Source organism: Ensifer sp. NPDC090286, assembly GCF_044769565.1.
Classification (GTDB): domain Bacteria; phylum Pseudomonadota; class Alphaproteobacteria; order Rhizobiales; family Rhizobiaceae; genus Ensifer.
Window position 1 is genome coordinate 1,291,252 of the sequence record NZ_JBIVYF010000001.1, and the last position, 12,749, is coordinate 1,304,000.

Annotated in this window: 13 protein-coding genes; 2 read left to right on the forward strand and 11 right to left on the reverse strand. The window is 65.5% G+C overall.

Going from position 1 to position 12,749, the window contains the following annotated elements:
* Nucleotides 1-35 precede the first annotated feature (35 nt).
* From ACIQUG_RS06430 to ACIQUG_RS06480, 11 genes are all read right to left on the reverse strand, one after another.
* Nucleotides 36-329: a hypothetical protein gene (locus ACIQUG_RS06430; RefSeq protein WP_402320593.1), complete on the reverse strand. Its 294-nt coding sequence runs from the start codon at nt 327-329 to the stop codon at nt 36-38.
* 186 nt (nt 330-515) lie between these two features.
* Entirely contained in the window at nt 516-1,175 is a 660-nt protein-coding gene (locus ACIQUG_RS06435; RefSeq protein WP_402320596.1) for a L,D-transpeptidase, read from the reverse strand.
* Nucleotides 1,176-1,219: 44 nt separating this feature from the next.
* On the reverse strand, nt 1,220-2,155 hold the full coding sequence (locus ACIQUG_RS06440; protein WP_402320599.1) for a glycine betaine ABC transporter substrate-binding protein: 936 nt from the start codon (nt 2,153-2,155) through the stop codon (nt 1,220-1,222).
* Nucleotides 2,156-2,677: 522 nt separating this feature from the next.
* Nucleotides 2,678-4,369: a methyl-accepting chemotaxis protein gene (locus tag ACIQUG_RS06445; RefSeq protein ID WP_402318734.1), complete on the reverse strand. Its 1,692-nt coding sequence runs from the start codon at nt 4,367-4,369 to the stop codon at nt 2,678-2,680.
* Between the two features lie 160 nt (nt 4,370-4,529).
* Nucleotides 4,530-5,039 (reverse strand): metal-dependent hydrolase, encoded by a 510-nt coding sequence (locus tag ACIQUG_RS06450; protein ID WP_402318737.1) that lies wholly within the window; start codon nt 5,037-5,039, stop codon nt 4,530-4,532.
* Nucleotides 5,040-5,169: 130 nt separating this feature from the next.
* Entirely contained in the window at nt 5,170-5,385 is a 216-nt protein-coding gene (locus ACIQUG_RS06455; protein ID WP_034792977.1) for a hypothetical protein, read from the reverse strand.
* Between the two features lie 138 nt (nt 5,386-5,523).
* Entirely contained in the window at nt 5,524-6,438 is a 915-nt protein-coding gene (ubiA, locus tag ACIQUG_RS06460) for a 4-hydroxybenzoate octaprenyltransferase (protein ID WP_402318740.1), read from the reverse strand.
* A gap of 421 nt (nt 6,439-6,859) precedes the next feature.
* Nucleotides 6,860-7,522 carry a peroxiredoxin gene (locus ACIQUG_RS06465; RefSeq protein ID WP_043626719.1) on the reverse strand — a complete coding sequence of 221 codons (663 nt, stop codon included), beginning with the start codon at nt 7,520-7,522 and terminating at the stop codon, nt 6,860-6,862.
* A gap of 336 nt (nt 7,523-7,858) precedes the next feature.
* Nucleotides 7,859-8,842 (reverse strand): threo-3-hydroxy-L-aspartate ammonia-lyase, encoded by a 984-nt coding sequence (locus ACIQUG_RS06470; RefSeq protein WP_402318744.1) that lies wholly within the window; start codon nt 8,840-8,842, stop codon nt 7,859-7,861.
* Between the two features lie 63 nt (nt 8,843-8,905).
* Nucleotides 8,906-9,493 (reverse strand): hypothetical protein, encoded by a 588-nt coding sequence (locus ACIQUG_RS06475; RefSeq protein WP_402318747.1) that lies wholly within the window; start codon nt 9,491-9,493, stop codon nt 8,906-8,908.
* A gap of 125 nt (nt 9,494-9,618) precedes the next feature.
* On the reverse strand, nt 9,619-11,136 hold the full coding sequence (locus ACIQUG_RS06480) for a PLP-dependent aminotransferase family protein (RefSeq protein WP_402318750.1): 1,518 nt from the start codon (nt 11,134-11,136) through the stop codon (nt 9,619-9,621).
* 87 nt (nt 11,137-11,223) lie between these two features.
* Between ACIQUG_RS06480 and ACIQUG_RS06485 the strand changes: the two genes are divergently transcribed.
* Both ACIQUG_RS06485 and ACIQUG_RS06490 read left to right on the forward strand, forming a co-directional pair.
* Nucleotides 11,224-11,847 (forward strand): FMN-binding negative transcriptional regulator, encoded by a 624-nt coding sequence (locus ACIQUG_RS06485; protein ID WP_402318752.1) that lies wholly within the window; start codon nt 11,224-11,226, stop codon nt 11,845-11,847.
* Nucleotides 11,848-11,977: 130 nt separating this feature from the next.
* A complete protein-coding gene (locus tag ACIQUG_RS06490; RefSeq protein WP_402318754.1) occupies nt 11,978-12,610 on the forward strand; it encodes a LysE family translocator in 633 nt (210 codons plus the stop codon).
* Nucleotides 12,611-12,749: the final 139 nt, after the last annotated feature.

Below are 12,749 nucleotides of genomic sequence, written 5' to 3' on the forward strand. Positions count from 1 at the left end.
GGAAGCGGCGCTTGGCGTCTACTTTGCCGACAGACTTAAACCGGCGTGACCGACTTCACGCTGCCGGCGGTGTCGACGATGCAAGTGAACTTGCGGCCGGCGGCGTCGAGGTCGACGCTGTAGGAAGCGGCATCGAGCGCGCGCGAACTGGTCGGCAGTACCTTCGTGCTGTCGACCTGGGCGGCCCCCGCCGCGGCATGGGCGCAGAGCAGTTGCAGGTCGGCCGGCGCCGTCTGCAGGCTGGTGCGGGCCATGTCCTCGGGCTTGGGCGCGGACTGGCAGCCGACGATCGCGGCCGTGGCCGCCAGTGCCAGAACAAGGCCCTTCATACGCAATATCCCCTCGCTCACCACGTATCCTCCCCTTCGGATCTTCTGTCCCTGTTCCTTCGCGCGATCGGCCACGCGTATCCCCAGCAGCCGATCGGTTCCATCCTGGCGCCCGCAAGGCGCCTGCACCCGCAAAATGTCTGCGCCGGCGCGCCGCTCTCAAGCGGCCCGCCTTGCTCCACTGTCTCAAACGCCCTTGTAGAGCGCCGCCCCCTGCATCAGCACGATCACCTTGGCGCCGATCTCGATGCGCGAATGCAGGTCGATGACGTCGTCATTGTTCATGCGGATGCAGCCAGAGGAAACGTCGAGCCCGATCGTCCAGGGCTCGACCGTGCCGTGGATGCGGTAGATCGTGTCCTGGTCGCCCTCGTAGAGATAGAGCGCGCGGGCGCCGAGCGGATTGTCCGGCCCGCCGGGCATGCCGGCCGCCCATTTCGCCGCATTAGCGTCGCGCGCCACCATTTCGGCCGGCGGCGTCCAGGTCGGCCATTCCGCCGTGCGCCCGACGCGCACGATGCCGGCCCAGCCGAAGCCCTCGCGGCCGACGCCGATGCCGTAGCGGATCGCCTGACCGCCGGGCTGGACGAGATAGAGGAAATGCTGGTTGCCATCGATGATGATCGTGCCCGGCTTTTCCGCCGTGCGGAACGTCACCACCTGGCGGCGGAAGGCCTCCGGCAACTGGTTGTTGCGGGCGAAATACTGCCGCGCTTTCTTCTTGTCGTAGTTGACCCATTTCTTGGTGCGGGCGTCGTAGATCTGCGTCTGCGCCCAGGCGGCAAGCGGCCCGAGCGTCAGGGCAGCGGCAAGCACCGCTATGCCGAACCTGCGCCGCGTCCACATCGGCCGATCCTTGCCGGCAGGGCGATTGTCGTCAGAACGTCCGCTCATGGCTTGGCCCACCCGTCGATGCGCGCCGCATTGTCTTCGGCCCATTTTTTCGCATAGTCGGCCGGCGCCTGGCGCTCGACCTCCAGTGCGTAGCTCATCTTGGTCACTTCCTCCGGCGAGAAATCCACTTTCTCCAGGAACTTCGCCACGTCAGGGTGTTTCTTGCCGAAGGCGGTGGCATAGGCGATCTGGAAATGCGCCGCCTGCCAGGCGGTCGAGGCGCTGGATTTCGACACCCAGAGTGGATCGCTCGGCGGCAGGATCTTCCACTTGGCGGCATCGTGCGGCGGCTCTTCGAGCCGTGCGATCTGGTGCAGTTCGAAGACGTGATGCGGCGCGTAGCAGTAGAAGACCATCGGCCGCTCGGTTGCGACCGCCGCGTCCACAGCCGCCATCGCCACCTCCTCTTCCGCCTCGAACAGCGTCAGCGTCTTGTCGTAGCCGTAGCCGGCTGCCCGCGCCCGCTCGATGCCGGTCGAAAGCCAGGTGGCGGCGCCGATCCACATCTCGCCCTTGCCGTCGCCGTCGGTGTCGAGGATCTTGGTCTTTTCCGGGTCGCTGAGATCGGCGGCCGACTTGATCGTCTTTGCCGCTTCTGGCGTGGCGCAAAGCCCCTGCCAGGCCGGCACGCTGCGCTCGGTCAGCTGGCCGACCTTCTTGTCGGTCACGTATTTGCGCACGACGTCTTCGAAGTTCGGCCGCCAGACTTCCGGCTGGATGTCGACCGTGCCCGCTTCGAAACCGACGAAGGCATTGAGCGTGCCGAGTTCCTTGACCTCGGCGTCGAGCCCGAACTTCTTGGCGATGCCCACTTTCAGGATATTGGCCGTCGCCTGGCCCGACGGCCAGTTCGGCATGGCGATCACCAGATCGGCGGCAGTGGCAGGCAGCGCCACGGATGCGGCGAATATGGCAGCCAGCGCCGCTGGCAGAAACCTCGACTTTTCCTTCACAATCCCCTCCGGCCTCGAGCAATCGATGCGAATGATGTCGTGAATGCGTATGTCGTGCTTTTGTGACGCCGAAGCGCGCCGCAACTCTGCAGGTTTCCCTTGGATCGCGAGACCCTGCAGTTCTTCAGAAAGCCATGGCGACCTAGCGAGACGCGCGATCACCGTGGGCGAATGCGAAGCTTATCAATGCCTTGGGCCTTTGGCCCTGCTCTTCCCCCTGCCGTATCCGGCATCTTCGCTCGTTGGCCGGCAGGATGCATAGAACCGCGGGCTTCGTCAACGTATCAGCGATACCACACGTTGCACGGACACGTCTGCCGATCGTCAATCACCCGGCAATCCCACGCCGGACCTTGGAGACGACAGTGTCGGAATTCATCGTGGCGTTCGAGCTCACACGCACGGACGGTTGCCGTGAAAGGGATGAGGCGGGCCGCACCCCCGGCCCGCCTGCCCGCGAACGGCAGGGCGTGATCGCCCCGCACGTCCCGCTTTGTCGCCTCAGGCGGCGCGCGCGTCGCTCGCGCGGCGACGATCGCCGATGCCGCTCGCAGCCGCTGCCGTGCCCGCCTCGCGCCGCTCGGCACGGCGGTTGAGCTGGAAGCGGTTGACGAGTTCCGTCAGCCGCTGCGCGCCCTCGGCCAGCCGGACGCTGACGTCGGCGGTGCGCTCCACCATGCCCGCATTCTTCTGCGTCATGACGTCGATGTCGTTGACGGCCGCGTTGATTTCGCCGAGGCCCGCCGTCTGCTCGGTCGCAGCCGTCGCGATCGCCGCAATCCGCGTGTCGATCGCCGCGACGAAGTCCTCGATTTCCTTCAGCGCGTTGCCGGTATCGCCGACAAGGCGCACGCCTTCGGCGACCTCGGCAACCGAGTTGTGGATCAGCGCCTTGATCTCCTTGGCGGCCTTGGCCGAGCGCTGGGCAAGCTCGCGCACCTCCGAGGCGACGACCGCAAATCCCTTGCCGGCGTCACCGGCGCGCGCCGCCTCGACCCCGGCGTTGAGGGCCAGAAGGTTGGTCTGGAAGGCGATCTCGTCGATCACGCCGATGATCTGGCTGATCTCCTCGGACGCCGCCTTGATGCGCTGCATCGCCGTCACCGCATCGCGCACGACGCCGGAAGAGCTGTGCGCCGATTGCCGCGCATTCTGCACCAGCGCGCGGGTCTGCTGAGTATTCTCGGTCGAGGTGCGCACCGTCGCCGTCGCCTGTTCCAGCGCCGCCGAGGTCTGCTCCAGCGCTGCCGCCTGCTGGCGGGTGCGGTCGGAAAGATGCTCGGCCGCATCCTTCATCTCGTGGCTGTTGCTGTTGAGGTCGCGGGTCTGGCTGAGCACCGCCGACAGCGTTTCCTGAAACATGCCGATCGAGGTATTGAAGTCGCGCCGGAGCGTTTCGAGCTCGCCGACGAAGGGCTCGTCCAGCGTCATGCGGATGTTGCACTCGGCAAGGCGGCCAAGCCCGGCGCCGATCTCCTGGACCGCAAGCACGCGATCGGAAACGTCGACGGCGAATTTCACCACCTTCGACACCCGGCCGGCATCGTCGAGGATCGGATTGTAGGACGCCTGGATGAAGACCGTCTTGCCACCCTTGCCGATGCGCTTGAACTGGTCGGTGACGAAGCGCCCGGCCGCAAGATCGCGCCAGAAGGCGTCATAGGCGGGCGAATGGACATCGTCCGGTTCGCAGAACATCGAATGGTGCCGGCCGACGATCTCGGGAAGCGCGTAGCCCATGGCCGAAAGGAAGTTTTCGTTGGCGGTGATGATCTCGCCCGAAGGCGTGAATTCGATGATGGCCTGGGCCCGCGACAGGGCGTCGATCTTGCCCTGGTCGTCGGTGCTCTTTGCCTTTGTCGCGGTGATGTCGGTCGCGAACTTCACCACCTTGTAGGGCTTGCGGCCGCGGAACACCGGATTGTAGGAGGCCTCGATCCAGATCTCCCGCCCGCCCTTGCCGATGCGCCGGTACTGCTGGCTGTCGTATTGGCCGCGGGCAAGGCGCGCCCAGAAATCGGCATAGGCGGCGGACGCCGCCTCCTCCGGCTGCACGAACATGCGGTGATGCCGGCCGACGATCTCGTGGAGATCGTAACCCATCGCGCGGCAGAAATTGTCGTTGGCGGTCAGGATCGTGCCGGAAAGATCGAATTCGATAATCGCCTGCGACCGGTTGATCGCATCGAGCATGGCTTTGGCATCGGACGAAAAAAGAGACGGCAGGCCAGTCATGAGGGCGGGACCTATAGCTAACAAATCGAAAAGGGATACATGCGAATTGTAGCTATTGGTATGATAAATTCCTTAAGCGATTCTTTTCGCGACCCCTAGAATTGCCGTGCTTTTGCCCTCATGCGGTCCCGATTGCGCGCCGCGCCCGAAAATCGCGCAACGCGAAATGACCGGCCAGCAGCCAGATCAAAACTTCAAGCGCGAAGGTCCAGTGCAGGATGAAGTTCAGGTACCAGGGTTTGTAAACCGCCTGCACATGCACCAGGTTCACCCTGAGATCGGCGAAGGGAAAGAACCAGCGAATATCAGCCGCGATCGAGTCCATCACCAGATGCAGGAGCACGCTCAAAAGCCCGACCCCGACAAGGACGAGCTGCTTGCGCCGCCCGGTGGCGATGAGAAGAAGCGCGATCGCCGCCGCCAGCGCCAGCCAGAAGATCGGCGTGTGCACCCAGTAGTCGTGATGCGGCGTGCGGCGCTGGTCGATCAGGTAGAAATAGGCGAGATCGAAATCCGGCAGGACGGAACAGAGAAGCCCGACACCGAAGATAGCGCGGGCCTGCGACGGGTTGCGGCGCGCAAAGGGGCGGCTCAGCAGATAGCCGGCCGGCAGATGGGCAATGAACAAGTGGGCTTCCTCCCGAAGCGCGGCCACGGCTGCACCCAACAGGCGCAGCGTTGACGCGAACACCGGAGGATTTGCAACCGAACATGTCGCTTTGATGGCTTCCGCCCACAGCCGTGACAGCCGGCAGACGTTACCAGTTGCCGGGATCGGCGGTGTGGTCGACGCTGGCGAATTCGTCCGCCTTGTCGCGCTCGAGCGTCAGCCTGGTGATGTTCTTCGCCTCGTCGGTGACGGCATAGGAAAGCGGCGCCGGCTCGCGGGTCAGATACTGGTACATCAGAAGGGCCGCCTCCTCGGCGCTATCGGCCTCGAATTCCTTGGCGACGCTGACGAAGAACCTTTGCATGGCCTGCCCCTGCCCGTTTGACTGCGCTGAGCGCCCAGATTTGACATCTGGATATGACATGGAGCGCGCGCGTCGGGCGTCAATGCGTCACCGGCCTCATCGTCGACTTCCTATGCCAAGCCGGACGCTCGGCGTCCGTCAAAACGTTCCGGCGAGAGCGGTGGCAGCCAAAAGCACGCCGGTCAGGATATTCGCCAGGAACAGGCGATAGCTGATCTCGGGGCGATCGATGTCGAAACGCCAGGCCTGCCACGCGAGATGGGCCGCGATCACCACCATGCCGACGGCATAGAGGCTCGACATGCCGAGCATCCAGCCGCCGAGAGACCAGGCGGCGAGCGTCAGGCCGTAGAACAAAGCGATGCAGGCCTTGCCGCGAGCCCCGAACAGGATCGCCGTGGACTTGAGACCGAGGCGCGTGTCGTCGCGCACATCGACATAGGCGTAGGCCGTGTCGTAGCCGATCTGCCACGCAACGGCACCGGCCCACATCAGCACGGCGCCCGCCGGAACATGTCCGGCAACCTGCGACCAGGCCATCAGCATGCCCCAGTTGAAGGCAGCGCCCAGGACCGCCTGCGGCCAGTGGGTGAACCGCTTGCAGAAGGGGTAGAGGAACACGAGCGGCACGACGCACACCGCAAGCACGCGGGTCGCGGGGCTCAGGAACACAAGCAGAGAGGCCGCGAGCGCAAGCTGGGCGATCAGGAAGAGAACGGCGCGGGACATGCCGATCTCGCCATTTGCAAGCGGACGGAACCGCGTCCGCTCGACATGCCCGTCGAAATTGCGGTCGGCCATGTCATTGATGGTGGAGCCGGCACTGCGCATCAGAAACGCGCCGAGCGTGAACACCAGAATATCGCGGATTTCGGGAAGTCCGTGCGCCGCCTGGAACAGCGCCGCCCAGCAGGGAAAGAGCGTCAGCCAGATACCGACCGGCCGGTCGAGCCGCGCAAGACGGGTATAGGGCCGCACCGCCCGCGGCAGCCGGCGATCCACCCAGTCACCCCGGTGAATGTCTGTCAGGTCGGGTCGGCTTGCTGCGGTCATGGGGCGGGTCATCCAGTCAGGGGGCGGCGCGCTCCGGCTGCGACCGCAAACGGCGGCACTATAGGCGGGGGCGTGTTCAGATAAAGGAGGGATTCTGTCGCAGAGGAAACAGGCTTCAGGCGCGAGGTTCCCGCTCCACAGCACCGAGGGTGGGGGAACGGGGCCCATCCAAACGACCCGCTTCCCGCAGACAAAGAGTAGCAAACCCGGAAGGCGCAGCAACGTCCCTTCTCCCCGCGGGGAAAAGGTTCCGGAAGGCGGATGAGGGACAGTCCCTCACCGCGGGATGAGGGGTAGTCCCCTCACCGCGGCATAGGGTCAGCCCCTCACCGCGGAGTGCGAAGAAACCCTCACCCCAGCGACGAAGGACGAACCTTCAGCGCGGGGCGCTTCCGCGCCCTGGCGAAACATCAGCGCCGCCTCAGCCCTTCGGCTGCGGCACGATGCGGATATAGGGCTTCGGCGCCTTCCAGCCCTCGGGATAGACCTTGCGGGCATCCTCGTCGCTGACCGAGCCGGCGATGATCACGTCGTCGCCCTGCTGCCAGTTCACCGGCGTCGCCACCTTGTGCTTGGCCGTCAGTTGCAGCGAGTCGATGACGCGCAGCACTTCATCGAAGTTGCGGCCCGTCGTCATCGGATAGATGAGGATCAGCTTGATCTTCTTGTCCGGGCCGACGACGAAGACGTTGCGCACCGTCTGGTTGTCGGCGGGCGTGCGCTTCGTCGGATCGCCGGAAACCGGCGCCGGCAGCATGCCGTAGAGCTTCGAGACGGTGTAGTCGACGTCTGCGATCATCGGGAAGTTCGGCGCGTGGCCCTGTGTCTCCTCGATATCGGCGGCCCAGCCGGCATGGCGGTCGAGCGGATCGACCGAAAGGCCGATGATCTTGACGCCGCGCCGGTCGAATTCCGGCTTGATGCGCGCCATGTAGCCGAGCTCCGTGGTGCAGACGGGCGTAAAGTCCTTCGGGTGCGAAAACAGCACCGCCCAGGAGTCGCCGATCCAGTCGTGAAACCGGATCGTGCCGTCGGTCGTCCCGACCTCGAAGTCCGGTGCGAGGTCATTGATTGCAAGCGTCACGATACCCTCCAGTTGTGTATGCACCGCGCCGATCCGGAGCGGTGGCAGCGCTTAGATTTTTGGCAACGCGGCGCGTCCGCCGGGGCGTTGGCTGGTCCGCTGTAAGTCTCCGGTTTCTTCCATTTCCACGCTCCGCCCGAAATGGCAGGAGGAAATATTTCTTGGAATATCAAATTGTTACAGTAACCGTTGCAAGCCCGTTCGGATGCCCGTCGCAATTGGCGCGACGCCCAGTTTGCCACTTTTGCCGTTTAAGGCAACCGGAAAGACGGGCAATTGCAACGCCCCGCCCATGACACCGCTTGGTTGGCCGTCGGCCGTCTAAGCGCGGGGGATCTACCGCAGCAGCGCCCCATAGGTCGCCAGATCGACATTGCCGCCGCTGAGGACGATGCCGACGCGCTTGCCGGCGCAGGCAAGCACCCCTTCGAGCACGGCGGCAGCCGCAAGACAGCCGGTCGGCTCGACCACGATCTTCATGCGCTCTCCGAAGAAACGCATGGTTTCGACCAGCTGTGCATCGCTCACCGTGACGATGTCGGCGACCGTGCGCTGGATGATCGGAAAGTTGTGGACGCCGATGCTGGGGGTCAGCGCGCCGTCGGCGATCGACTTCGGGATGGCGATTTCGACGATCCGGCCCTGGCGCAGCGACTGCTGGCCGTCGTTGCCGGCCTCGGGCTCGACGCCGACGATGGTCGCGCCGGGCGAGCGCTCCCGGGCGGCGAGCGCGGTGCCGCCAAGCAGCCCGCCGCCGCCGAGCGGCGTGACGATCAGGTCGAGTTCACCCACCTCCTCGATCAGTTCGAGAATTGCCGTCCCCTGGCCCGCGATCACATCGGGATGGTCGAAGGGCGGGATCAGCACGGCGCCGCGCTCGGCCGCCAGCTTCGCGCTGATCGCCGAGCGGTCTTCCTTGTAACGATCGTAGAACACGACGTCGGCGCCATAACCGCGCGTGGCCGCCACCTTCATGTCGGGCGCATCCGCGGGCATGACGATCGTCGCTGCCACACCCTGCAGGCGCGCGGCATAGGCGATCGCCTGGGCATGGTTACCGGAGGAAAAGGCGACGACACCCTGCCTCGATCCCTTTTCCCTGAGCGCAGCAATGGCGTTATAGGCGCCGCGGAACTTGAAGGCACCGCCGCGCTGGAAGTTTTCCGCCTTGAAGAACAGCCGGGCGCCGGTGGCGGCGTCCGCCGTGCGCGAGGTCAGGACCGGCGTGCGGTGCGCGACGCCGGCGATGCGGTTTCGGGCCAGTTGCACGTCGTCGAATGTCGGAATACGCACTGCCTCGTCCACCGCTGAAACTGCCATCGAGTCTCTCCCCTGAGCCTGCTTTCCGAAGGCTAGTAAAGACCGCCATGCAAGGCAAGGTCGTCAGCCGCGTCCCCCATTTTTGGACGCCTGTCCATCGTGCGCCGGGACCGTGCGATAGTGATCGACGGCGAAGCTGAAGAGCACCTTGAGCATGAAGAGGCCCGAGACCGCCATCATCGCCGGCGTCAGACCGGGCAGAAGCGGCAGGGCGGTAAGGCCGACAGCAAGCAGCAATCCGCCGACGAAGGTCTGCGCGCCCTGCCCCGCCAGCCGGTTGACGAGCGCAGCCGCTGCGATCGTATAGGCCCAGACAACGGCGGCCGCCGCGATCCCGCTGCCAAGAAGCAGCGCGACGAGAACGATGTGGAAATGGATGGCGATGAAGACCCAGCGGTTGCGCGGCCGGGCGGCGTAGAAATCATTGGTCGACGGCGTGAAATTGGCGACGCAGCCGGCGGCAATGTCGAGCACGAAAACAAGCGCCAGTGCTGCCCGCCACCAGGCAAGATCGGCAAGCAGCGGCCCCGCCGACAGCGTAAAGACAACGGCAACGGCGGCACCGAACAGCAGAATGGCGGCGAGATAGGCGACCGGCTGCTCTTCGCCGAAAACGTCGTGCAGGTGGGGATGGATGCGAAGAGATCTCATGGAAATCGCCTGGGCCAACGCGGAATGGCCGCCACTATGAAGGGACGTTGGCCGGGAGCAAGCGACTAACCGTAACGTGTCGCCCGGATGCCAACCCTCACGGGCACCACATTGCCCGCTCCAGCCTATGACGGCTTCGCGTCCGCGTTCTCGTTGTCCCAGGACCGCAACACCTGCGCAAGGGCCGCCACCCCCTTGCCGATCTCCACCGCCTCCAGGCTCGCATAGCCCATGACGATGCCGGCCCGGTCCGGCCGGTGGCTGGCCTCACCCGCCGCATAGAGCGGCGAAACCGGATAAAGGCCGACGCCTGCCGCCCGTGCCCGCGCGATCAGCGCGTCTTCCTGCGCCTTTTCCAGTTGCTCGAACCAGACGACCACATGCAGGCCAGCATCGGCGCCGGAAATGGTCACCGCGTCGCCGAGTTCCGCTTTGAGTGCCGTCAACAGCGCCTCGCGCCGGCGGCCATTGTTGCGCCGGCTCCGGCGGATGTGGCGCTCATAGGCGCCGCCTGCAATCATCGCCGCCAGCGCCTCCTGCTCGAGGCTTGGCGAATGGCGGTCTATCAGCTGTTTGGCGGCGGCAAAGGCCGGGACAAGCGCCGGCGGCGCGACGAGATAGCCGAGCCGCAGCATCGGCGACAGGCTTTTGGAAATCGTGCCGAGATAAAGCACGTTTTCCGCCTGCACCATGGTCTGAAGCGGCGGGATCGGCCGGATGTCGTAGCGATATTCGCCATCGTAATCGTCTTCGAGCACGTAGGCGCCGGTCCGCCTCGACCACGCCAGAAGCTCCTGGCGCCGCCGCGCCGATAGCACGCTGCCGAGCGGGAACTGATGCGAGGGCGTGACATAGGCGAGCCTGGCGTCGGCCAATTGTTCGAGGATGTCGGTCCGCAGCCCCTCCGCGTCGACGGCGACGGGAACCACCTGCGCGCCGGCAGCCGCAAAGACCCGGCGCGCCATCACATAGCCCGGATCCTCCATTGCCACCCGGTCGCCGGCGTCGACAAGCACGCGCGCCGCAAGGTCCAGCCCCTGCTGCGAGCCGTTGACGACGATGATTTGATCCGCATCGCAAGTGAGCCCCCGCGCCCGCCAGAGATAGGCCTGCAGCTCTGTGCGCAGGGCAGATGAGCCGGCGGGATGGTCATAGGCAAGTCGCGGCTTTCGCCGGCGGAGCGCGGCGTTGACCGCCTGTCGCCACGCCTCCTGCGGAAAATCCGCGGCCGACAGGTCGCCATAGCGAAAATCGGCGATCAGCCTCGAAGAAGCCGGCGGCATCCAGGTCGGCCCGTCGCAAAGGGCTGCCCCCAGGCGCGACAGACGAACAACCGCCGCCTGCTGCTCCCGATGTCCGTGGCTTGCCAGATGCCCGGGGACGACCGCTGAGCCGGGGTCCTCTCGGGCCGCAAGCAAGGCGACCCGCGAACGCGCGCCCGGCCGGCTTTCCAGATACCCCTCGGACAGAAGCTGCTCGTAGGCGGCCGTTACCGTCGTGCGCGAAACGCCAAGCTCGGCGGCGAGCGTCCGCGTCGATGGCAAAAGCGCCCCGGCGCCATAGGTGCCGTCAAGGATCTGCGCCTTCAGCGCCTCATAGATCCGCCGGGTGGTCCCGATCGTCGCTTCGTCCTTCACCGTCACGAACTGGCCCACGCATTTACACGGAAACTGGATGTTCTGGTCCGTCCAGTTTGCCTCTATCACGGGACAAGCACAAGGAGCGAGATCATGTACACACCGCCCGCCTTCAAGGAAGAAACGCTGAGCGTGTTGCACGACATCATCGAGGCCGCCTCGCTCTCGACCCTCGTCACCGCCACGGCCGCTGGACTGCTTGCGACCCCGCTGCCCCTGCTGCTTGTCCGCGACGAGGGGCCGAACGGCACGCTCTACGGCCACGTCGCTCGCGCCAATCCGCAGGGAACGACGCCGGCGATCGGCGCGGCCATGGCGACCTTCATGGGACCGGACGCCTATGTCACGCCCTCCTGGTACGCCTCCAAGCGCGAACACGGCAAGGTCGTGCCGACCTGGAATTATGTCGCCGTGCACGCCTATGGCACGGCAGAATTTTTCACCGACGAGGACCGGCTGCTCGACATCGTCACGCGCCTGACCAACCGGCATGAGGCCGGACGGGCCGAGCGCTGGCAGGTCAGCGACGCGCCCACCGCCTACATCAAGGCGCAGCTTCGCGGCATCATCGGCCTCAGGCTGCCGATCGAGCGTCTCGACGGCAAGCGCAAGCTGAGCCAGAACCGCAGTGCCGAGGACCGCGCCGGGGTCGCAGCCGGGCTTGCGGCCAGCGCCCGCCGCGAGGATCGCCTCGTCGCGGAGGAGATACCGGTCTGACGACGGACGAGCGGGCGGCCGGCGCCTGCCCCCGCAGTCCTGGCACTTATGATTTTCCTTCAACGTTCCCGCGAAAGCCCTTACAACGACTCCCGCAAGGGGCCACGCAGCAGCAGACGAGGTATACCGCATGCCATCGCTCGAAATCCTCCTCACCTTCTTCGTCACCACGGCGATCTTCGCCTATATTCCGGGCCCGGCCATGCTCTACGCCGCCGCGCAGACCGTGGCGCGCGGCCGCTCCGCCGGGCTGATGGCCTCGCTCGGCATCCATCTCGGCTGCTACGTGCACGTCATTGCCGCCGCTGCCGGCCTTTCGATCCTGTTTCATGCGGTGCCGACGCTCTATCTGGCGGTAAAACTTGCAGGGGCCGCCTATCTCGTCTGGCTGGGCTTCACGCTGATGCGCACCAAGGCGACGGGCGACGGTAGCCTGCCCCTGACCGAGGCGAAATCGGCGCGCCGCGCCTTCTTCGAGAGCATCACTGTCGAAGTGCTGAACCCGAAGACTGCGATCTTCTTCGTCGCCTTCCTGCCGCAGTTCACCGATGCGTCTGCCGCCTTCCCGATCTGGGTGCAGTTCCTGCTGCTCGGCGCCCTTGCCAACCTGATGTTTTCCTCGGCCGATATCGTCTGCGTGTTCCTCGCCGGCGCCGTCGTCTCGCGGATGCGCCGCTCCGGCAGGGCGCAGCGCCTGATGCAGCGCGCCGGTGGCACCGTGCTGATCGGGCTTGGCGCCCACCTCGCCTGGCAGCGGACCTGATACCCGACAGGTGAACCGGCCATGCGCTAGCCGACTTGCATTGGCCGACTTGCATTGGCCGACTGGTCCTGCGCCGGGCGGCTCGCCATGCCCCGGTTGCACCGGCGCAACTTGCCGCTATCATGCCCTTGAGGGTGAT